The organism is Caldalkalibacillus salinus (assembly GCF_016745835.1).
Classification (GTDB): domain Bacteria; phylum Bacillota; class Bacilli; order Caldalkalibacillales; family JCM-10596; genus Caldalkalibacillus_A; species Caldalkalibacillus_A salinus.
This window is the reverse complement of sequence record NZ_JAERVL010000015.1, coordinates 46,351-67,812: the sequence shown is the minus strand read 5'-3', so window position 1 is coordinate 67,812 and position 21,462 is coordinate 46,351. Positions and strand designations below refer to the sequence as shown.

The following is a 21,462-nucleotide window of genomic DNA, read 5'->3' as shown; positions in this document are numbered from 1 at the left end:
TTAAGATATAGGACCATAAGGAGGCACGTATGGGAGTCAGATATGAACATATAAAGACATGTAAACAAACGGGGGCCCGATTGGGAAAATTACATACACCCCACGGTGTGATTGATACCCCAATTTTTATGCCTGTGGGCACTTTAGCGACTGTGAAGACCATGAGCCCTGAACAGTTAAAGGAGATGAAGGCCCAAATTATCCTCAGTAACACGTATCACTTGTTCCTGCGCCCCGGACACGATATCGTGCAGGAAGCAGGTGGGTTGCATACATTTATGAACTGGGACCGACCAATACTGACAGATAGTGGTGGATTTCAAGTCTTCAGTTTAAGTGATATGCGCAAAATTACCGAGGAAGGAGTGGCTTTTAGAAGCCACCTCAACGGTGAAAAGTTATTTATTAGTCCGGAGAAGGCAACGGAGATACAGAATGCTTTAGGGCCCGACATCATGATGGCTTTTGACGAGTGTCCCCCTTACCCTGCAGAGAGAGACTATGTGAAGAAGTCCCTTGAGAGAACAACGAGGTGGGCAGAGAGATGCTTACAAGCACATCAAAGACCTCAGGACCAAGCGCTATTCGGGATTGTCCAAGGCGGGATGCATGCGGATTTGAGAAGGCAGAGTGTGGATGAACTCGTCCCGTTTGATTTTCCAGGATACGCGATAGGAGGTCTCAGTGTTGGGGAACCTAAGGATCTCATGAATCAAGTTTTAGAGGAAACAACACCATTGTTACCAACACATAAACCCCGTTATTTAATGGGTGTCGGTTCACCGGATGCCTTGTTAGATGGCGTGATAAGAGGGATTGATATGTTTGACTGTGTGTTGCCGACACGTATCGCTAGAAATGGGACGACGATGACGAGTGAGGGGCGAGTGGTTGTACGTAATGCCAAGTATGCAAGGGATTTTGGACCTTTAGATCCGAATTGTCAATGCTACACTTGTCAAAACTATTCACGTGCTTATATCCGTCATCTGATTAAATGTAACGAAACGTTCGGATTTCAACTCACAACCTATCATAACCTTTACTTTTTGATTCATTTAATGGAAAATATAAGAGAGGCGATAAAAGAAGACAGACTTCTTGATTATCGTAATGAGTTCTTTGAGACCTATGGGTTAAACAAACCAGACGCTCGTGCTTTTTAATCGAGTAAGAAAAGGAGGTAGACAAACATGGAAGGCGATATTATGGGCTTTATCCTACCGCTCGTGCTTATGTTTGCTGTGTTTTACTTTTTACTGATTCGTCCACAGCAAAAGCGTCAAAGAGAGCGAAATGACATGCTTAATGCGCTGCAAAAAGGGGACAAGGTGATCACGATCGGTGGCTTACACGGAACAATCGTAGACCTAACAGACGACAAGGCCACGTTAAAAGTGGCAGATAACGTGCGCTTAACGTTTGAACGAACAGCGGTTAACGCTGTGGTTAAGGACGATTAAGCCGAATACATAAGGGAACCCTGCAAGTGTTGCAGGGTTTTTTCTTTTTGTCTCAGTCTCGATGAGGGCTTATATTGACGCCGATCATACCACCTAATATGGTCAGAAGGAGATAAGACACGTATATGACTGTACTTTTCACCGATAATGCCGTGTTAAACCCTAAGTAAGAAATTAACCAAATCAGAAGCAGAAAAAGAACGCCAGTCATCCCCCCTACATACCACCCTTTTTGTCCTGAACGGAACCCAGCGATCGCACCCCCTATAAATAAGGACAATAAGGTCATGGGTAAAAGAACCCATTGAACAGAGGATTCTTTTACCGCGCTAAGGTGAAGAAGCAAAGATAAAAACAGGCTGATCACAAGTAAGATGACAACGATACCCGTGAGACCATAGAGCATAGCCACCCAATTGCGACGACTCCCCATAATACTCTCTCCTCTCGAATGATGTTTGTACAAACATATTCAGGACAACCGTCATTTATACTTCTTTTGGAAAAGGAAAAGGAACAAAGATTTGGATAGCGATAACCGGAATGTTTATAACGACAGTGGGTGACAATAAGAAGCAGGAATAGGAGGGAGAAAAATGGAGCTCTGGATCATTATTCTCCGTACGTTTATCTTATATCTGTTCATACTTGTTGTCTTGCGTGTGATGGGCAAAAGAGAGATCGGCAAGTTATCTGTATTTGACCTTGTCGTATCGATTATGATTGCTGAACTTGCTGTCATCTCTTTAGAAGATGTTGAAGTGCCGATGATATATAGTATCGCGCCCATTCTCATACTCATGCTGATCCAGGTTTCGCTCGCTTATCTATCCCTTAAATCCCAGAAGATCAGGGATGTTGTGGATGGAAAACCGTCCATTTTGATACGGAATGGTAAAATAAAAGAGGATGAATTACGCAAACAACGCTACAGTCTTGATGATTTGTTAATACAATTACGTGAGAAAAATATTCACTCCCCGAGTCAAGTAGAGTATGCCATCCTTGAACCTACAGGACGCTTAACGGTATTACCCATAGAAGAAGAGCAAACGGTAACAAAAAAGGATCTCGACATGCGAGGCTCAGCTTATAGTCTCCCAGAGATCTTAGTCAAAGATGGTGTCGTACAAGAACAAAGCTTGAAAAAATTGAATAAAAGTCTGTTTTGGCTTAAATCAGAAATAAAAAAAAGAGCGGGCTCATCAAATATTAAAAAAGTGTCCTTTTGTAGTGTGGATGAAAAAGGACATTGGTACATCGATATTGATGATAGAAAGGAATGAAGCGTAAATACTGGACAGTGAGTATTTACGCTTTTATCTTGCTTTTTTAGCGTTTAGGGAACATTGGACCTATGATCGGGCCAATGACCGGTACACGAGCGATGTCTTGTCTGCCGATCATCTTCAATAAAATAAGTAAAATAAAGTATAGAAGCAAGCTGAGTGAAACTGTGAGCAGCAAGGCCCATAAGAGCTCAAGCCCATATACGCCCACGAGTCGCTGCATCGTATAGATTCCCGCGTAAGCCATGCCAAACATGGCCGCCCCTACCTTGACAAAATCCCAGAGATGAAAAGAAAACCCCACGAGTTTCACAATAGAGAAAAAGTGTAGCAACGTCACCAAACAAACGCCTATGTTAATAGCCATCGCGGCCCCATAAATACCAAATTGAGGTTGAGAAGCGAGAAAAAAAATAGAAACGGTTTTAACGATGGCGCCAATTAAACTGTTGACCATGGCGATGTTGGCCTTATCAAGCCCTTGTAGAACAGCCTGAAGCGGGCCTTGGAAATAAAGCAATAGAAAGAAAGGGGCCAGTATCTTTAGAAACTTACCTGCGTCGGGTGCATCATAGACCACGGTGGTGAGTGGCTCTGCAAAAACGAACATGATCACCGTGCTCGGTGCCCCAAAGATTAAAGCAATGCGAATCGCTTGATAAATTCTACGGTGTATCATCGCCTCATTATGTTGAGCGGCCGCCTCACTAATGGCAGGAACTAGAGAGACGGACAACGAATAAGTTATAAACATCGGTAACATGACCAAGGGGATGGCATAACCGGACAAAAGACCATATTGCGCTGTGGCCACTGACGTCGCCACCCCGGCTAAGGCGAGACTTTGTGCGACGATAATCGCTTCAAAAGTCCAAGACAGAGAGCCAATCAGACCACTGCCAGTTGTCGGGAGTCCAATTCTTAATAATTCACGAAGCGTTTGTCTTCCTTTCTGTAATTGGGCAAAAAAACCGCGTCGTACACGAAAACCTTTACTATTGCGAAATTTAAAAGTCGTGAAGAGATAGAGTAAGGCGGCCCCTTCTCCGATCACGACGCTGATCATCGCCCCTGCTGCAGCGTACTCCAATCCATACGGTAACAACAGGTTCGCTAAAAAGGCTACGAGTGATATTCGCACAATCTGTTCAATCACTTGTGAATAGGCAGAGGGCTTCATATTCTGTTTTCCCTGGAAATACCCTTTGATAACGGAAGAAACAGCAACAATCGGTACAATCGGCGTAATGGCCACTAAAGGATAATAAGCACGCGGGTCCGTTAAGAAAATGGAAGACAATACCTTAGCCCCCAGAAGGGTCATGATCGTAAACAAAATACTGAGCGTGCCCGTAACAGCCAGAGAAACAACGAGTATACGCTTAATTCTTTTTTTATCTCCTGTGGCGTCAGCTTCTGCGACTAATTTGGAGATAGCCACTGGCAGGCCTAATCTCGTGAGGGTAATCACGAGGATAAGGATGGGAACGGCCATCATATACAGACCGATTCCTTCAGGACCAAGAATTCTTGCCATCACGATTTTGTTTACAAAACCAAGAATTTTTGTGATTAGTCCTGCTATAATGAGAATAAAAGCGCCTTGAATAAATGTTTGCTTGCTCATGTTTGGCTTCCCTTCTTTCTATCCTTGCATCTCGTCTCTAGACTGACTTGTCTGTAATACATCTATATGCAGGTACTGAGGGAAAGCATGACCAAGAAATTGGACAACTTGAAGATAGAAAAGGAGGAGGCCGAGGAATGCATGACATGAAAGATACCTTAACAGAGATGTTACTTACAGCTTTAGATACGTTACCCCCTGAGTTGATTGTGATGATTATAAGTTGTTTTCCAATACTAGAACTAAGGGGGGCGATCCCCATTGCCATGGGCGTTTATCACATGTCTTTCTGGGAAGCGTATGTGTACGGGGTGGTAGGAAACATGTTACCCGTTGTGCCGTTGTTGTTGTTATTTCGCCCTTTAAGTGAGAAGCTTCTGCGTTTTGGTTGGTATGCCAAACTCTATGATTGGATGTATCATCGGACAATGAAGAAGAGTCAAAACATAGAACGTTTTGGTGCCATAGGATTAATCTTATTTACAGCTGTCCCACTACCTACGACAGGTGCATGGACCGCTTGTATCGCAGCGAGTTTATTTAAAATCCGTTTTGTTTATGCGTTTTCCGCTATTTTTATCGGTGTGATCATTGCGGGCGTGGTTGTAGGTGGCGGTTTTTCCATATTCGGTTAATCATAGGGAAATTGGGAGAGTGATGAAGCATGAATGCTCAACAGTGGAACATTTTGCGTGAAAGAGTGGATACTGTGTTAAGAGGCAAAGCAGAAGAACTTCACCTGCTTGGGTACGATGCAGTCACGACAGACGACATTTGGGCTTGTGTCACATCTAAATACAAACGAGAATGGCCTATGTTTCACCAAATTGTCAATGATATTTATACCCTTAAACCTGCTATACTGATGAACTGGCTTACAACACAGGCGTATAAAGGGGAAATTGACATTGGAAAAAGCAAACTTTTATAATAGAGGTATTGCACAAAATGGACAACCTTACATATGATGGCGAATCATTTGTATGAAAAGATATAAGCACTCATGATTGGATACCTATATGGAACCATAACGATGAAGGTTAAAGAGCCTATGTGCATTAAAAGGAGGACTAGGATACATGACGAGATGGGGCAGAATTATTGCATTTATATTAATAGTAGCTCTATCGTTTGGGTTTATCTCTACGACTGTTATGGATGTGGCTGATGACATAACACTAGGGCTAGATTTACAAGGGGGATTTGAAATTCTATATGAAGTGGAACCCCTGCGTGAAGACCAGACCATTACGAATCAAACGTTAGTGCATACCCAAGCCACTTTGGAACGAAGGGTCAGTGCGATCGGGGTTAATGAACCGGAGTTTTCCATTGAAGGAGATGACCGTATTCGTGTCAAGCTCGCCGGGATAGAAGACCCTGATGAAGCGAGACGCATGCTGTCTACTGAGGCTCACCTCACCTTCAGAAATACGAGTGATGAGGTCATTTTAGATGGTGATGATATCAAGGAAGGATCAGCGCAAGCGGTTCCTGATGAAGCCAATCAACCTCAGGTGATACTAGAATTTGATAACTCAGATAAGGTGTATAGAGAGACTCGGAAGTTACTGCAACAACCATTAGCCATCTGGTTAGATTTTGATCCTGAGACGGATTCTTATGAAAAAGGGATGGCAGCTCTTGCGAGAGGAGAAGAGACAAACCTGATATCAGCACCTGAAGTGAGAAACGCATTAAGTAATAACGGTAGAATTACAGGGATGTCTTCTTTTCAAGAGGCGAAAGAGTTAGCCAATCTCCTCAATGCTGGTGCCCTTCCTGTGCAATTAGAAGAGCTTTCCGCTAACAGTGTTGGGGCTAGACTCGGGGAGCAAGCGATGGATTACACCATCAATGCCGGCATGATCGGAGGCATACTCATTCTCTTATATATGCTAGTCTATTATCGGTTACCAGGTGTGATAGCGGCTATTACTTTAATTGCTTATGTGTACCTGATCCTACTCGTCTTTAATTGGTTAGATGCGACCTTAACCTTACCAGGGATTGCCGCATTGGTCCTAGGAATTGGGATGGCCGTTGATGCGAATATCATCACGAATGAGAGAATTAAAGAAGAGATCAGGAATGGAAAAACGATAATGTCTTCCTTTAGAGCTGGTTCCAAACGAGCGTTAGGGACCATTATGGACGCGAACATCACGACGATTATCGCAGCGTCTGTGCTGTTCTACTTTGGAAGTAGTGCCATCCAAGGCTTCGCAGTGATGCTGATTGCCAGCATTATTTTAAGTGTTGTGACTGCTGTATTTGGATCAAGATTCCTCCTTGGTCTCCTAGTCAAAAGCCGAGCATTGGATAAAAAACCACGTCTGTTCGGTGTGAAGGAGAGTGAAATCAGTGAACTTTGATCAAGAGAAGTTAGGTTTAGATTTCGTCAAGCATCGTAGAAAGTACTTTTTAATCTCTGGTCTCCTTATCACACTAGGATTATTGTTCACCATGATTTTCGGTTTGAACCTAGGCGTGGACTTTGAAGGCGGAACACGTGTTGAAATTCTCATTGAAGATGTGGATGTGACAACAGAGGAACTAGAAGCCTTTTTCCTAGAAGAATTTGACCTTGAGCCCGGAGAGACAAGGGTATCAGGTAATGCTAATGAGATCGTATCCATGATCTTTCGTGGTACACTGGATCAAGAGCAAATGTCGAGGATTAAGCAAAGCTTAAATGCAGAATATGCCATTGAACAAACTGATGTCAATGAAGCGACGGTCTCACCTGTTATTGCGCAGGAGTTAGCAAAACAAGCGATGTGGTCTGTGATCATCGCCTCTATTGGGGTTATTATCTATGTCTCCATCCGCTTTGAGTACAGGTTCGCCTTATGTGCAATCATTGCTTTACTCCATGACGCATTCATTGTCATTGCCTTATTCTCAATCCTGCGTCTAGAGGTTGACCTGACCTTCATTGCAGCGGTACTCACGATCGTAGGGTATTCGATCAATGATACGATCGTTATTTTTGACCGTATTCGAGAGAATCTCAAGTTTGCTAAGATTAAAACAGTGGACGATTTGTACGCTGTCACGAATAAAAGTCTTGTGGACACTTTGGCGCGTTCCATTAATACGTCCCTCACTGTGGTTTTTGCAGCTTTAACCCTATATTTGTTCGGTGGAGAAAGTATTCGTAACTTCTCTTTCGCGCTTTTAGTCGGCTTACTAGCAGGGGCTTACTCCTCTATCTTTATTGCTGCACAAGTATGGGTGACATGGAAAGCACGTGAAGTGAGAGCACGTACGTTCCAACCACAAAAAGAAAATTAAAATGAACCGTGAGCCCTTTGCTCACGGTTTTTATATCATCATCATCATTTAAGTATGTTACATACGTATAAACATCATAACAACTTAATAAGACTAGTCATATTAAAGTCAAAGCTACAGGCTAAAGACGATACAATTGGGCAATGAATATTAATTGAGGTCCTTTTACACGATATATATAAGACAGGAGGTTATTATGAAACAGACCGATCACCACTCAAAGCGATTTAAGCAAGGCGAAATTGCAGCATGGGTCGGTATCATAGGGAACATCGCACTTGCTGTCATAAAAATGATAGTCGGTACGATTGGCAACAGTCGTGCATTAGTCGCTGACGCTGTTCACTCCGCTTCCGATGTGGTAGGCTCCTTAGCTGTACTTGTCGGACTTCGAGCAGCCAAATTACCTCCTGATGATGATCACCCTTATGGCCATGGAAAGGCGGAGTCTATCGCTGCCATCGTTGTGGCTGTGATTTTATTTGTTGTCGGTGTACAGATGGCCTATGGTTCTGTACAGATGTTATTTGAGCCACTGACAACCAGCCCGAGTCAAATCGCTATTTATGTCGCTTTGTTATCCATTATTCTTAAAGAAGCGATGTTTCAGTATAAATATCGTTTAGGTAAAAAAATTAAAAGCGATGCCCTGATTGTGAACGCATGGGAACACCGTTCAGACGTGTACTCCTCTTTTGCAGCATTAATCGGGATAGGGGGCGCTGTGTTAGGTGGCTATATCGGGATCCCGTGGATGGTTTATTTAGATCCTATAGCAGGGGTCGTTGTGTCTATTCTCGTGATGACCATGGCTTGGAAGCTCGGAAAAGAGTCCATACATAATACTTTAGACCATGTTTTGCATAAGGAAGACGCTGAAGAATTACTACACACAGCTCAGCAGGTTGCGGGGGTGGAATACGTTGATGAATTATTTGCCCGTGAGCACGGTCACTATGTGATCGTGGATGTTAAAATCGCTGTGGACCCCACCCTTACAGTAGAAGAAGGACACACCATAGGCAAGAATGTCAAAGCGACGTTGATGGAAAAGCATGATCACGTCTATAATGTTCTTATTCATGTCAATCCGTCAGGTGTCAACGGTGCTTAAGAAGAGATTGATCAGATATGACAAATAGAGGAATATCCAAAGTAAGATTGTCACTCCTGAACGCTATCAAGTATAATGATAAAGTTGGGAGTGATTTTTGGTGTTAAATGCAAAAACGAGATGGGACATAACTCCTGTAGAAGAAGACAAGATACAATACTGGCAGGACACGCTAGGCGTATCCTCTCTAGTAGCGAAAATGATCATCGCCCGAGGTTGGGATGAGAAGACAGCACGCGAGATGCTAGAGTTAGAACAACAGTCGTTCCATGATCCTTTCTTGCTCGATGACATGAGGGCAGCGACAGATAGAATCATACAAGCCATACAGAATCATGAGTTTATTCGTATCTATGGTGATTACGATTGCGACGGCGTGAGTAGTACAAGTTTGCTGTATCACGTGTTAAATCGCCTAGATGCCCAATTCGATTATTACATACCGAATCGTTTTACAGAAGGTTACGGTCTCAATAAGAAAGCGCTTGATTTAGCCAAGGAAGAGGGCGTACAGCTCATTATTACAGTGGATACAGGCATCTCTTCCAAGGAGGTTGTCGCATACGGCGTTGAGACCTTAGGACTAGATTTTGTCATTACAGATCATCATGAACCGCCTCCAGAGTTACCGCAGTGCACAGCCGTTATTAATCCTAAGAAACCAGGCTGTCAGTACCCTTATCCTTACTTGGCAGGAGCTGGGGTGACATTAAAGCTAGCCCACGCCTTATTAGGAGACATGCCTAGAGATTTACTCGATATTGCTACGGTAGGTACCGTGGCCGACCTCGTGCCTTTAACGGGGGAAAACAGGTTGATCGTGCATCATGGGCTTAAGATGCTTAATCGTACACAACATGTTGGCCTGCAAGCTTTAATTAAAGTGGCAGGTATTGATGATGAGCCATTAAATGAAGAGCACGTTGGATTCACATTAGGTCCTAGAATTAATGCGAGTGGGCGTATAGCGACGGCCGATCAAGCGGTCGACTTGCTTATTTCCTCAACGCCAGAGGAAGCGGAGCTATTAGCAGCCGAAATAGATCAATTGAATGCACAGCGGCAGAAACTCGTTGAACAAATGACCAAAGAAGCTATTGCCTGGGTAGAGGATCGATATACGACGTCTAAACCGAAGGTATTGGTTGTTGCTGAAGAAGATTGGAACGTTGGGGTGATCGGTATCGTAGCCTCCAAACTCGTGGAGCGCTACTATGTGCCCACCATCGTGCTTTCAATAGACAGAGAGAAAGGGTTAGCCAAAGGCTCTGCCAGAAGCATACACGGATTTGATATGTATCAGGCCCTCCGACAATGTGTGGATATATTACCACACTTTGGTGGACATCCCATGGCTGCAGGCATGACGCTTGAGGCTGAACATGTCGATGATCTCAGAACAAGACTAGACCAACTAGCAGAACAATGGTTGACGGAAGAAGATTATATACCTATCACTTCCATTGATCTGTCTTGTACTGTTGAGGAGATTACCTTAGAGGCTATAGAAGAGCTCAACCAATTAGCGCCCTTTGGTGTTGAACATCCACGCCCACACGTCCTGCTAGAAACGCTTCAAATAAAAGAATTCAGACCAGTAGGAGCGCACCAAAACCATTTGAAGTGTAAATTCACACAGGAAGACACAGATATTGAATTAGAAGGCATCGGATTCTATTTAGGAGAAGCCGTACATCAGGTCAGTCCAACAGCACACATAGATATCGTGGGACAAGTTGATATTAATGAATGGAACGGGCGTCGCAAACCTCAGATACAATTGAAGGACCTAAGGGTAACTGCAAGGCAATATTTCGACTGGAGAGCACCGTCCTCCTTAGAGAAAAATCATACCCATGTCTATTTTGACCACAAAGTGGCCGTTTGCGTGTTTCGTCCGACGACATTTGATTTCTCGTTTTTAGATGAAGCATCTTTTCACATTCTACGCTATAATAAAGAAGGTGAAAGAGAGAATACTTTAGAAGAGTCTGATCATACATACGATACGATAATCTTTTTTGATCTTCCTTATTCTAAAGACCAATTACAGAAAGTATGTCAGGACTTATCCGCTGCTACAAGACTATATATGTGTTTTTATCATCAAGAGAATCACTTCTTTTCAACTCTACCTAGCCGCGATCATTTTAAATGGTACTTTGCTTTCTTACAACAACAGGGGCCCTTTGACATAGATCGTTTAGGAGAAAAGCTGGCCAAACATAAAGGTTGGACGTTGGAAAGCATTAAATTTATGACTGACGTGTTTTTAGAGCTGGGATTTGCTACAATGAGTAATGGACAGATTAGCCTTGTAGCAAAACCGGTAAAAAAGGAATTAGAAACGTCGTCCATATACAAACAAAAGCAAGAAGACGTTCGGCTAGAACAGGCATTTATATATTCATCATTTCAAGACCTGATTTTATCTATAGAAGAGCTCCTAAAGCCGAAGGAGAAGAAAGAGGAGGCTTTACCACATGGATTTTAAGTCTAAGATACGTGTTATTGAGAATTTTCCAAAAGAAGGGATTCGTTTTAAGGACATTACGACATTAATGCAGGATGGTCATGCGTACAAGGAAGCGATTACACAGCTTGCAAGCCATGTGCAGGACACAGATATCGATGTTATCGTGGGTCCTGAGGCTAGAGGGTTTGTGATAGGCGCCCCTATCGCTTTCCACTTGGAAAAAGGTTTTGTACCGGTTCGCAAATCTGGTAAGCTACCAGGCGAAACAATCGAAAGCGAGTATGATTTAGAGTACGGCAAGGATGCCTTAGCGATGCACAAGGACGCGATTCAACCAGGGCAAAAAGTTCTGATCGCAGATGATTTGCTCGCCACAGGTGGTACGATTTCGACCACGATTAACTTAATTGAGCAGCTAGGTGGGATAGTCGTAGGCTGTGTCTTTTTAATTGAATTAACTTATTTAGACGGACGAGAAAAAATAGGGTCTCAGTACCCTGTTCATACTCTGATGCAGTATTAGTGACAATTAAACATGGGCTATTGATATTTCTCAATGGCCCTTTTTTGTTTAGGCCTAAAGTGAACGGAAAAGCTTCCCAGCATAACATAACTTTACAACTCGTTCTATTTAGATAATAATAGTGGTTAAAGTATGAGCCTAAGGGCAAAGGTGATGTCATGACAATTGAAGCATTAATTGAACAAGTAAAAACGTATTTACCATCTACGGATGTTGATCTTATACAACGATCTTATCAGTTTGCTGCGGAAGCACATGAGGGACAGTACAGGAGATCGGGAGAGCCTTATATTCACCACCCAGTGGAAGTCGCTGGTATATTAGTCAACTTACAAATGGACGCAGTCACAGTCGCTGCGGCCTTTTTACATGACGTGATTGAAGACACGAACGTCAGCGCTGAACAGATGGAGGACTCATTTGGTGAAGAGATCACGTTGCTTGTGGAGGGCGTGACCAAGTTAAAGAAGATTAAATACAAGTCTCATGAAGAGCAACAAGCAGAAAATCATCGAAAAATGTTTGTCGCCATGGCAAAGGACTTGCGTGTGATATTAATTAAGCTCGCAGACAGGCTCCACAATATGCGGACGTTGAAATTTCAAACGAAAGAAAAACAGCGCAAAAAAGCGGAAGAAACGTTAGAGATCTTCGCGCCGTTAGCTCATCGGTTAGGGATATCAACGATCAAGTGGGAGTTAGAAGACATTTCTCTGCGTTTCCTTAACCCTCAACAGTACTATCGTATTGTACAGCTTATGAAACAAAAGAGAGCGGAGCGGGAAGAGTATATCAGTCATGTGCGCGAAATGATCCGGGAAAAGATAGAAGAACACGGGATAGAAGCGACCATTTCGGGTCGGCCAAAACATTTATACAGCATTTATCGCAAAATGCAGTATCAAAAGAAAAGCTTTGATGAGATCTATGACCTCATGGCTTTACGTATTGTCGTTAAGGATATAAGAGACTGTTATGCTGTCCTTGGTATTATCCATACGTGTTGGAAACCGATGCCGGGCAGATTCAAGGACTATATCGCCATGCCTAAGCCTAATATGTATCAATCCCTACACACCACTGTGATTAACAAAGGCGAGCCGCTTGAAGTCCAAATCCGTACTGAAGAGATGCATCGAACCGCGGAGTATGGGATTGCCGCACACTGGGCCTACAAGGAACACAAGGACCTGACGGGGTCAGAAACAACATTTGAAGATAAACTCACATGGTTCAGAGAGATTCTAGAGTCACAACAGGATGCTCAAGATGCCCAAGAGTTTATGGAATCTCTGAAGCTGGATCTGTTCTCCGACTTGGTTTTCGTCTTCACGCCCAAAGGGGACGTTTTTGAATTGCCAGCCGGTTCCGTTCCGATCGATTTTGCTTATCGTATTCACACAGAGGTGGGGAACCGTTGTGTTGGCGCCAAAGTGAACGGACGTATGGTGACACTCGATTATGTGCTAAAAACGGGTGATATCGTCGAGGTACTCACTTCTAAGCACAGCTATGGGCCGAGTCGTGATTGGCTTAAGATTGCCAAGTCTTCACATGCCAAAAGTAAAATCAAACAGTTCTTCAAGAAGGAGAAGCGTGAAGAAAGTATCGAAAAAGGCCGTGAAATGATTGAAGCCGAAATACGAAAACATGGCTACGATATTAAAAAAGTACTCACAGATGAGAACATTCAACGCGTATCCAAGAAATTTAACTTTGCGGGCCAAGAGGACATGTTTGCTGCTGTTGGCTATGGGGGCATTACGGCCGCTCAAATCACAACGCGACTAACGGATCATGTACGTAAAGAAAAGCAAGAGGAAGAGCCTATACAGATCCCGGAAGTAAAGCCTACAACGAAACGTAAAAAGCTCGACTACGGTGTGCGTGTGAAGGGAGTAGACAACCTATTAGTGCGCTTTTCTAAATGTTGTAACCCTGTTCCTGGTGATGAGATTGTCGGTTTTGTCACGAGAGGTAGAGGGGTCTCTGTACACCGGGCCACATGTCTTAATATCCAAAATGAAGAAGCTGAGAGTCGTATCTTACCTGTAGAGTGGGAAGGTAGCACAGATCAGAACTATAGTGTGGATATTGAGATATCAGGTATGGATCGTAAAGGACTACTAAACGAAGTGTTACAAGCGGTGACAGAAACCAAAACCAATATACTCGCGGTCTCAGGGAGAGCGGATAAGCATAAGTTGGCGCATATCTCAATGACTGTTTCCATCCACAATGTCGATCACTTGCATAAAGTGGTTGAACGGATTAAGAGAATTCAAGATATCTTCTCAGTCCAGCGTATTATGCAATAACGTGAGGCATTTAGTAGGGCAAACGTCGCACGAGTAACCCGAGATACTGCGAGCGGGACATTACGATAGATGTTAAATGAGATATACAAGTGACTGCAAAGAGATAGAGGTGAGTATTGTTGAAAGTGGTTGTTCAACGCAGCAAAGAGGCAAAAGTGACGGTTGAAGGAGAAGTAACAGGTCAAATCGAGCATGGATTTGTGCTCTTAGTGGGAGTACAACATGAAGATACTGAGGAGGATGCACAGTATCTTGCAGACAAAATCCCAAATCTACGTGTGTTTGAAGATCCGGAAGGGAAAATGAATCTCTCCTTACTGGATGTCGGCGGGCAGGTGCTGTCCATTTCTCAATTCACGCTTTACGGTGACTGTCGAAAGGGAAGAAGACCTAATTTTATGCAGGCGGCCAAACCGGATCAGGCAAACACGCTGTACGAAGCGTTTAATCAGATGTTAAGAGATAAAGGGATTCCCGTAGAGACAGGGAAGTTTGGTCATATGATGGACGTCGACCTACAGAACCATGGACCCGTCACCCTGATTTTAGAAAGCCAAGATAGGAAGTCTTAGATAAACAAAAAGCTAGCCTTTTGGCTAGCTTTGCTTTTTTTCATGACGCTACTCGACGCTACTCGTTTTTATTCCCATTTTCATCGCTCATGTGTGTCCATAAACGAAGCGAGACGATAACTCACTATGAATCTTGGTCTTTGAAGTATTCGGCTATGCCATAGAAAATACCGTTTGCTGATTGCTCTTGGAAGCGACTTTGTCTAATCTTCATTTCGTCTTGTCGATTGCTCAAAAAGCCGATCTCTACTAAGACCGAGGGCCTTGGATTTTCACGTAATACAAAAAAGTTACCTTGACGTGCCTTAAGGTCATTTAGGCCGTTATTTTTAACGAGTTCCCTTTGTACGTAATTAGCAAGTTGACGATCAGCTTTAGAGTGAAAATAAGTAATTGAGCCATTAATGCGGGAATCACTGTTCGTGTTATGATGAATACTTAAAAATACATCTGCCTTATCATTGATACTGGCATCTACACGCTGTTGCAAGGTGATAAAACGGTCGGAAGCACGTGTCATCTTCACTTCTGACCCAGCCGCCTTGAATTTTTCTTTTAACAGTTGAGATACATCAAGGTTGATCACTTTTTCAAGAGTATTGAAATAACTTCCTTCGGCCCCAACATCTCTACCTCCGTGTCCCGGGTCGATCACAATGTTTTTACCTTTTAAATATTGGTCAATACCTTCGCGTTCAATATTATCTATCCCTTTGGCTGAAACAATCCATCCTGCTACATACGCTTTTGATCCGTCTGATAATAGAATTTGGAACCAATCACCCTTCGTTTCTAAGACGGCAAATTCGTCCCCTTGGTTCGCGCGCCCAACCACTTTATGATCAGTGCTAGGTCCTTCTCTTAAGTTTGTGCCATGGTTGAGGATGGTCACCTTAGGCTGGTTCGACACCTGATCACTGACTTGACTCGTCAACCATTTTGCAATCCAACCCTTATGTTCATCATACTGAACGTGATACCATTCATTTTGTTCATCTATGACTTCCACGATAGTCCCTTGTGATAATTGATCGATAATGGCAGCTTCAAGAGATCCGTTTGATCTCACATTGAGTATGCTGGTCTCTACCTCGACGCGTGTGGAGTCCCTTCCACTTGCGGATGATGCTTGGTCATTCTCCGATTCTTCCGCAACATAATCCCCAGCCACCCAAGCTTCTTGATTCTGATAAATGATTTTATACCAACCATCATTAGCGCCTAATACTTCAATTTCACTGCCTTGATTCAATGTCCCGATAATGTTAGCCGAGGTACTGGGTTGGGCTCGTACATTTAGGGTTGTGGCTTTAATCGTAGCTGTTCTTTTAACCGTTGTGGCTTGATCCGCTTCTGCTTGATGTCGGTGAACCAGCCATTTAGCGACCCAGCCCGTATCATCATCATTAAGCTTGATCTGTACCCATTCTCCTTGCTCCTGCACAAAGGGAAAGGTTTGTTCGGGGTGGATCTGTGTTTTAATTGAGAAAGATGTGCCTGGGCCCGAACGCACATTAAGTGGATTAACGGCAGCCTCTACTTGTTCAATTTCACCCGAGGATGCGGTAAATTGAACGAGCCACCCGGCCACCCAACCCGTTTGCCCATCGCCTAGTTTAATTTCATACCATTGATCACTTTCGTCAGTGACTCCGAAGGTCTCTCCTTTTTGAATACCTTCAATCACATCGTGTTCCAGTCCCGGACCAGATCGTACGTTCAGCGAATTCGCCTCTACCGTAACGTCACCCATGGCGAGTGCAGATGATGGAAATAGTATACAGAGCAAACAAATGAATAATGCACTCAGCAGAGACGGGTGTTTTATTTTGACCACATCCATACTAACTCAATCCTTCCTCTCAGCCTAGTCTTGGTTTTATCACGATATTATTCTTCGCCTTAGCCCGATTTTCCTGCTAAATGACTGAATTGGGATGAAAGAAACATAAAAAAAGTGGGCAAAATGGAGATAAAGTTAATGATACCATCTGATGACGATCTAACGGCGAAACATCAATAACTTAGCTATGAAATCGGCCATCAAATGTAGGGCAAAGAAGAGGGGATTGTATTGCGCGTAGGAAAAAAGGATATGATGAAGCAGACAACCATTGCAAATCTATATCATGTTGATTTTTATAACCGCGTAGAACAGGAAACGTCTACTCGTGAAACACATGTACCAAGAGAGACAGACCCGCTTACGGGACTGTCAACCGTTGCAAAGAAAAATTTACATAAATAACTTGACACCATGATAGTGAGTCAGTATGATATAATACAACTAACAGCTTATAAATGATAATCCGAAGGTATAACTTAACACATGCAATTGATCCTATGACAGGGAGAGTACATAAGATATGGCATAGACAGAGATGAGGCACCATAGGCTGCAAGTGCTTCTCTATATACGATCTTATGGAAAGACACCCTAGAGGACCATTATTGAACGTGGTGTTCATGACCGGTATGATAGATAACTGAGCAACAGGGCTTAACTGATCTTCAGTCCCTGTTAATCGGGGAACCATACATAATAAGATCTCAACACCATTAGTAAATGATTGGCGTCATTCTGCGTTAAAGAACAAGAGGGTAAGAAGGCTCTTACCAATAAGGGTGGTACCACGGGTAAATAACTCTCGTCCCTGACTATCATAGTCAGAGACGGGAGTTTTTTTATTAGTCAGACATATACAGGCGTAAGTGTAGAGAAAAGCGTATTAGGAGGGAAACCATGGCTTTTAAAATTCCACGAGGAACCGCAGACGTTTTACCTGGTGAAGTAGAAATATGGCAGTATATCGAAGAGAAGATCAATGATCTTTGTCGTCGGTATAACTATGCCGAAATACGGACCCCCATTTTTGAACATACAGAGTTGTTCCAACGAGGGGTCGGTGAAACGACTGATATCGTTGAAAAAGAGATGTACACGTTTCAAGACAAAGGGGACCGGAGCATCACGCTAAGACCTGAGGGGACTGCGTCCGTCGTCAGATCTTATGTAGAGAGTAAGATGTACGGTCAGCCTCAACAACCGACTAAGTTATTTTACATCGGTCCTATGTTCCGTTATGAACGTCCACAAGCCGGACGTATGAGACAATTCACCCAGTTCGGGGTGGAAGCCATCGGGGCGAACGATCCAAGTATCGATGCGGAAACAATCGCGCTGGCCATGCAGATTTATACTGAACTTGGGATCAAAGATCTACGTTTGGAAATTAATAGCGTAGGCTGTCAAACGTGTCGACCTAGGCACAGAGAAGCGCTTATTTCACATTTGAAAGGCGTACAAGACCAACTGCCTGAAGAGGATCGCTCTCGATTGGAACGTAATCCGTTACGAGTACTAGATAGCAAACATCCAGTAACCCAAGAATTGACTGCAGGTGCGCCTTCAATATTAGAGTTTTTATGTGATGACTGTCAGCCGCATTTTGATCAGCTTCAAGCGTATCTAGATCAAATGGGAATCACCTATCACGTTAACGCCAATCTCGTGCGTGGCCTGGACTATTATACGCAAACGGCTTTTGAAATCATGGTTGATGGTATCGGAGCCATTGGTACCGTATGTGGTGGCGGACGCTATAATGGATTAGTCGAAGAGATAGGTAATCAGGACATGCCAGGGATTGGGTTTGCCCTCAGTATTGAGCGCCTCGTTCTAGCATTACAGACACAAAACATCTCATTACCAATCAAGCGCCACATTGATTGCTACATCGTTGCGTTAGGTGAAAATGCTAAGAAAAAAGCGGTCCAACTCACTCAGGATTGGCGAGCGTCAGGCATTCGTGTGGATCAAGATTATCTAGGGCGTAAAATGAAGCCTCAAATGAAATCGGCGGATAGACTAGGCGCTAGATTCGTCGCCATTTTAGGTGAACAAGAATTGGAAAACAACGTTGTGGTACTAAAAGATATGACAACGGGTGAGCAGATGGAATTAAACGAAAAAGAAGCCATAGAAAAGATCAAAACAGAAGTGGATAAGGAGGAACAATAATGGGCGTTGGTCGTACACATACTTGCGGCAGCATGCGGAGAGAACATATTGGTCAAGAAGTAGAGTTAAAAGGCTGGGTTCAGAAACGGAGAGACTTAGGTGGACTCATCTTTATCGATTTAAGAGATCGAAGCGGGGTTGTTCAGATTGTTTTTGACCCGAACCAAGAAGCCGCACATCAGACGGCTGAAAAGGTGAGAAGTGAGTATCTACTAGGTGTTCGTGGTCGTGTTGTTGAACGCGCCGAAGGGACAGTCAATGATAAAATCGCCACGGGTGAGGTAGAGGTACAGGTATTAGATGTTGACATCATTAACGAGGCGAAGAATCCTCCTTTCCTCATCCAAGATCAGGTCGATGTCGATGAATCCATTCGTCTGCGATACCGTTATCTAGATCTTAGAAGACCCGAGATGCAAGAAACATTTAGACTGAGGCATAAAACGGCGAAACTATTCCGCGACTTCCTCGATGAGCGAGGGTTCTTAGAGGTTGAAACGCCTATTTTAACGAAAAGTACACCTGAGGGCGCAAGGGACTATCTCGTGCCAAGTCGCGTTCACGAAGGTGAGTTTTTCGCTTTACCACAATCGCCACAGTTATTTAAACAGCTATTGATGGTTTCAGGCTTTGAACGTTACTTCCAAATCGTCAAATGTTTTAGAGATGAAGACTTACGTGCCGATCGTCAGCCTGAGTTCACTCAAGTCGATATAGAAACCTCCTTCCTTGAGATGGATGAACTACACGCCATGATTGAAGAACTGATGCAACGCATGCTCAAAGACACGATTGGCGTCGATCTTCCCTTACCTTTGCCCCGCTTAACGTACCAGGAGGCAATGGATCGCTATGGTTCTGACAAACCAGACACACGCTTCGGTATGGAATTAAAAGATGTCTCCTCTATCGTCGAGCGGAGCGACTTCAAGGTGTTCCGTAACACCGTCGAAAACGGGGGACAAGTGAAAGCGATCAATGCCAAAGGTTGCGGTCATTATAGTCGTAAGGACATTGATCAACTTGGTGAGTATGTGGCTAGGTACGGTGCAAAAGGCCTCGCTTGGCTCGCCCTAAAAGAAGGAGAAGTGAAAGGTCCGATTGCCAAATTCTTTTCTGAAGCAGAAGTTGAAGGCTTGAAGGATGTTTTAGAAGCGGAAGATGGTGACTTACTCCTATTCGTCGCAGATAAACCGGCCGTCGTGGCAGACGCCCTCGGTGCCTTAAGGTCGAAACTGGGTCAAGCGTTAGATTTGATCGATGAGACTAAGTTTAATTTCTTGTGGGTCACAGACTTCCCACTCGTGGAGTATGACGAGGAAGAAGACCGCTACGTCGCGCTTCACCATCCTTTCACCATGCCGCGTGAGGAAGACTTGCACTTATTTGAATCAGACCCAGCACAGATGCGGGCTAAAGCGTACGACCTTGTACTGAACGGATATGAGGTTGCCGGCGGAAGTATGCGTATCTATCAACGTGATGTACAAGAGAAAATGTTTGAAACATTAGGTTTCACTCAAGAAGAGGCAAATGAAAAATTCGGTTTCTTACTTGAGGCGTTTGAATATGGGACGCCGCCACACGGGGGCATTGCCTTTGGATTTGACCGCATCGTGATGTTATTAGCGGGAAGAACGAACCTTCGCGAAACGATTGCCTTTCCTAAGACGGCTAGTGCAACAGACCTGTTAACCCAAGCACCGTCTGAAGTGGATGAAGCACAGTTAGACGAGTTGCATTTACAAATTAAAAAGAAGGCAGAAAAAAAAGCCTAATGCTGTAAGGATAGGCTTGCGCGATGATCACATCGTGTGATAGTATAATGACACAAATAAAGAGTCCTGAGATGCACGTGGGAAACCGAAGTTTTGAGCCAACACCTTTACAAAGGGAGTCTGAGTCTGTCAAGGGAACATACGCCTCCAATGAGTGGACATGGGAATTTGGCAGCAGGACACCCACCTGCGAGAGAGCAGGTTCAAAACTCAGGAGCCACGGCATTGTCGGGGCTCTTTTTTTTATGTCCTTCAACCGTATAATTATATAAAGCAATTTAGCGCTAAATTACTAGAGTTTCTTTTTAAACTTCAAAGGTCTTTCTTCTTATACTCATTCAGGGTCTTTTTGCCATACTACGATACCGATGGGGTAACGAACACCTTCGCGCTTCTCGTTTTCAAACGTGACGCCACGCTGATAATAAAAAGTGACATTTTGCTCCTCAGCAAACAATCCCTTAAACTCTTTTTCTGTCAATTGGTGCACGTGGTAAGGGGCATTCGTCGGCTTACCCCTTCCTTGTCCAAAGGGTGTTGACAGAATGAGCGTCCCTCCCGGTTTTAACATCTGTTTAATATTATGCATAAATTGCTCCTCTTCACTAACATGTTCAATCGTCTCGAAACTCAGAATCGTATCAAATAACCCCAATTGCTGTGGGAGGTCTGGGTCAACCACATCGTGTCTCAAGTAATTGATCTTAGGATTATAGTACTGTTTCTGGGCATAAGCGATGGTGTCTTCATCAATGTCGATGCCTATGAGCTCATGGGTTTCCTTGCGACGTAGTCTCGCTACCATATGTATGCCATACCCCACGCCACAAGCATAGTCTAAAACACGTCCCTTTGTATAAGGCGCCGCAAAGTAATAACGAGCAATATGCTCCAGTAGCATGCCATTGGTTGGTTTCATCATCTCAGGTATGACACGTTCCCCAGTATACTCAAGCATGAATAATGACCTCCTTATGAAGGCAC

The 21,462-nt window shown here is 43.7% G+C and carries 19 protein-coding genes, 1 other RNA gene and 1 other annotated feature; of the genes, 16 read left to right on the top strand and 4 right to left on the bottom strand.

Annotated elements, in window-relative coordinates:
- Window positions 1-29: 29 nt before the first annotated feature.
- Both tgt and yajC read left to right on the top strand, forming a co-directional pair.
- Entirely contained in the window at window positions 30-1,166 is a 1,137-nt protein-coding gene (tgt, locus tag JKM87_RS09885; RefSeq protein WP_202080191.1) for a tRNA guanosine(34) transglycosylase Tgt, read from the top strand.
- Window positions 1,167-1,193: 27 nt separating this feature from the next.
- Window positions 1,194-1,463, top strand: coding sequence for a preprotein translocase subunit YajC (gene yajC, locus JKM87_RS09880; protein WP_202080190.1), 270 nt, complete (start codon window positions 1,194-1,196; stop codon window positions 1,461-1,463).
- Window positions 1,464-1,515: 52 nt separating this feature from the next.
- Here the strand turns inward: yajC and JKM87_RS09875 are convergent, their stop codons facing one another.
- Entirely contained in the window at window positions 1,516-1,896 is a 381-nt protein-coding gene (locus JKM87_RS09875) for a TIGR04086 family membrane protein (RefSeq protein WP_202080189.1), read from the bottom strand.
- A 163-nt stretch (window positions 1,897-2,059) separates the two neighbouring features.
- Here JKM87_RS09875 and JKM87_RS09870 point away from each other — a divergent pair, with 163 nt between their 5' ends.
- Window positions 2,060-2,749: a DUF421 domain-containing protein gene (locus JKM87_RS09870; RefSeq protein WP_202080188.1), complete on the top strand. Its 690-nt coding sequence runs from the start codon at window positions 2,060-2,062 to the stop codon at window positions 2,747-2,749.
- Between the two features lie 46 nt (window positions 2,750-2,795).
- Here JKM87_RS09870 and spoVB read toward each other — a convergent pair whose 3' ends face one another.
- On the bottom strand, window positions 2,796-4,379 hold the full coding sequence (spoVB, locus tag JKM87_RS09865) for a stage V sporulation protein B (protein WP_202080187.1): 1,584 nt from the start codon (window positions 4,377-4,379) through the stop codon (window positions 2,796-2,798).
- Window positions 4,380-4,516: 137 nt separating this feature from the next.
- Here spoVB and JKM87_RS09860 point away from each other — a divergent pair, with 137 nt between their 5' ends.
- The 9 genes from JKM87_RS09860 to dtd all read left to right on the top strand — a co-directional run bounded on the left by JKM87_RS09860 (window position 4,517) and on the right by dtd (window position 14,679).
- Window positions 4,517-5,014 carry a COG2426 family protein gene (locus JKM87_RS09860; protein ID WP_202080186.1) on the top strand — a complete coding sequence of 166 codons (498 nt, stop codon included), beginning with the start codon at window positions 4,517-4,519 and terminating at the stop codon, window positions 5,012-5,014.
- Window positions 5,015-5,043: 29 nt separating this feature from the next.
- Window positions 5,044-5,310, top strand: a complete 267-nt coding sequence (locus JKM87_RS09855; protein WP_202080185.1) for a post-transcriptional regulator — start codon at window positions 5,044-5,046, stop codon at window positions 5,308-5,310.
- Window positions 5,311-5,458: 148 nt separating this feature from the next.
- A complete protein-coding gene (gene secD, locus JKM87_RS09850) occupies window positions 5,459-6,754 on the top strand; it encodes a protein translocase subunit SecD (protein ID WP_202080184.1) in 1,296 nt (431 codons plus the stop codon).
- Window positions 6,744-7,676, top strand: coding sequence for a protein translocase subunit SecF (gene secF / locus JKM87_RS09845; protein ID WP_202080183.1), 933 nt, complete (start codon window positions 6,744-6,746; stop codon window positions 7,674-7,676). Before secD ends, secF begins: the two co-directional genes overlap by 11 nt.
- A gap of 196 nt (window positions 7,677-7,872) precedes the next feature.
- Window positions 7,873-8,790, top strand: coding sequence for a cation diffusion facilitator family transporter (locus JKM87_RS09840; RefSeq protein ID WP_202080182.1), 918 nt, complete (start codon window positions 7,873-7,875; stop codon window positions 8,788-8,790).
- A 100-nt stretch (window positions 8,791-8,890) separates the two neighbouring features.
- Complete coding sequence (gene recJ, locus JKM87_RS09835; protein ID WP_336885160.1) at window positions 8,891-11,284, top strand: single-stranded-DNA-specific exonuclease RecJ; 2,394 nt, start codon at window positions 8,891-8,893, stop codon at window positions 11,282-11,284.
- The gene (locus JKM87_RS09830; protein ID WP_202080181.1) at window positions 11,274-11,789 is read left to right on the top strand and encodes an adenine phosphoribosyltransferase; all 516 of its coding nucleotides are present in this window, start codon (window positions 11,274-11,276) and stop codon (window positions 11,787-11,789) included. Before recJ ends, JKM87_RS09830 begins: the two co-directional genes overlap by 11 nt.
- A gap of 158 nt (window positions 11,790-11,947) precedes the next feature.
- Window positions 11,948-14,107 (top strand): RelA/SpoT family protein, encoded by a 2,160-nt coding sequence (locus JKM87_RS09825; RefSeq protein WP_202080180.1) that lies wholly within the window; start codon window positions 11,948-11,950, stop codon window positions 14,105-14,107.
- A 119-nt stretch (window positions 14,108-14,226) separates the two neighbouring features.
- Window positions 14,227-14,679, top strand: a complete 453-nt coding sequence (gene dtd, locus JKM87_RS09820; RefSeq protein WP_202080179.1) for a D-aminoacyl-tRNA deacylase — start codon at window positions 14,227-14,229, stop codon at window positions 14,677-14,679.
- A gap of 124 nt (window positions 14,680-14,803) precedes the next feature.
- Here the strand turns inward: dtd and JKM87_RS09815 are convergent, their stop codons facing one another.
- Window positions 14,804-16,522 (bottom strand): N-acetylmuramoyl-L-alanine amidase family protein, encoded by a 1,719-nt coding sequence (locus JKM87_RS09815; protein ID WP_202080178.1) that lies wholly within the window; start codon window positions 16,520-16,522, stop codon window positions 14,804-14,806.
- A 231-nt stretch (window positions 16,523-16,753) separates the two neighbouring features.
- Between JKM87_RS09815 and JKM87_RS09810 the strand changes: the two genes are divergently transcribed.
- The 4 genes from JKM87_RS09810 to ssrS all read left to right on the top strand — a co-directional run bounded on the left by JKM87_RS09810 (window position 16,754) and on the right by ssrS (window position 20,717).
- Window positions 16,754-16,927 (top strand): hypothetical protein, encoded by a 174-nt coding sequence (locus JKM87_RS09810; RefSeq protein WP_202080177.1) that lies wholly within the window; start codon window positions 16,754-16,756, stop codon window positions 16,925-16,927.
- A gap of 86 nt (window positions 16,928-17,013) precedes the next feature.
- Window positions 17,014-17,338 (top strand) — a binding site (T-box leader).
- Between the two features lie 84 nt (window positions 17,339-17,422).
- Entirely contained in the window at window positions 17,423-18,700 is a 1,278-nt protein-coding gene (gene hisS / locus JKM87_RS09805) for a histidine--tRNA ligase (RefSeq protein ID WP_202080176.1), read from the top strand.
- Window positions 18,700-20,478, top strand: a complete 1,779-nt coding sequence (aspS, locus tag JKM87_RS09800) for an aspartate--tRNA ligase (protein WP_202080175.1) — start codon at window positions 18,700-18,702, stop codon at window positions 20,476-20,478. The genes hisS and aspS overlap by 1 nt, the downstream gene beginning before the upstream one ends.
- Before the next feature lie 60 nt (window positions 20,479-20,538).
- Window positions 20,539-20,717, top strand: a non-coding RNA gene (gene ssrS, locus JKM87_RS09795) — 6S RNA.
- A gap of 95 nt (window positions 20,718-20,812) precedes the next feature.
- Here the strand turns inward: ssrS and JKM87_RS09790 are convergent.
- Window positions 20,813-21,436, bottom strand: coding sequence for a class I SAM-dependent methyltransferase (locus JKM87_RS09790; RefSeq protein ID WP_202080174.1), 624 nt, complete (start codon window positions 21,434-21,436; stop codon window positions 20,813-20,815).
- Window positions 21,437-21,462: the final 26 nt, after the last annotated feature.

Bases quoted from the DNA above. Each gene is read 5' to 3' on its own strand.
- tgt (WP_202080191.1), top strand. From the start codon at position 30: ATGGGAGTCAGATATGAACATATAAAGACATGTAAACAAACGGGGGCC.
- yajC (WP_202080190.1), top strand. From the start codon at position 1,194: ATGGAAGGCGATATTATGGGCTTTATCCTACCGCTCGTGCTTATGTTT.
- JKM87_RS09875 (WP_202080189.1), bottom strand. From the start codon at position 1,896: ATGGGGAGTCGTCGCAATTGGGTGGCTATGCTCTATGGTCTCACGGGT.
- JKM87_RS09870 (WP_202080188.1), top strand. From the start codon at position 2,060: ATGGAGCTCTGGATCATTATTCTCCGTACGTTTATCTTATATCTGTTC.
- spoVB (WP_202080187.1), bottom strand. From the start codon at position 4,379: ATGAGCAAGCAAACATTTATTCAAGGCGCTTTTATTCTCATTATAGCA.
- JKM87_RS09860 (WP_202080186.1), top strand. From the start codon at position 4,517: ATGCATGACATGAAAGATACCTTAACAGAGATGTTACTTACAGCTTTA.
- JKM87_RS09855 (WP_202080185.1), top strand. From the start codon at position 5,044: ATGAATGCTCAACAGTGGAACATTTTGCGTGAAAGAGTGGATACTGTG.
- secD (WP_202080184.1), top strand. From the start codon at position 5,459: ATGACGAGATGGGGCAGAATTATTGCATTTATATTAATAGTAGCTCTA.
- JKM87_RS09840 (WP_202080182.1), top strand. From the start codon at position 7,873: ATGAAACAGACCGATCACCACTCAAAGCGATTTAAGCAAGGCGAAATT.
- JKM87_RS09830 (WP_202080181.1), top strand. From the start codon at position 11,274: ATGGATTTTAAGTCTAAGATACGTGTTATTGAGAATTTTCCAAAAGAA.
- JKM87_RS09825 (WP_202080180.1), top strand. From the start codon at position 11,948: ATGACAATTGAAGCATTAATTGAACAAGTAAAAACGTATTTACCATCT.
- JKM87_RS09815 (WP_202080178.1), bottom strand. From the start codon at position 16,522: ATGGATGTGGTCAAAATAAAACACCCGTCTCTGCTGAGTGCATTATTC.
- hisS (WP_202080176.1), top strand. From the start codon at position 17,423: ATGGCTTTTAAAATTCCACGAGGAACCGCAGACGTTTTACCTGGTGAA.
- aspS (WP_202080175.1), top strand. From the start codon at position 18,700: ATGGGCGTTGGTCGTACACATACTTGCGGCAGCATGCGGAGAGAACAT.
- JKM87_RS09790 (WP_202080174.1), bottom strand. From the start codon at position 21,436: ATGCTTGAGTATACTGGGGAACGTGTCATACCTGAGATGATGAAACCA.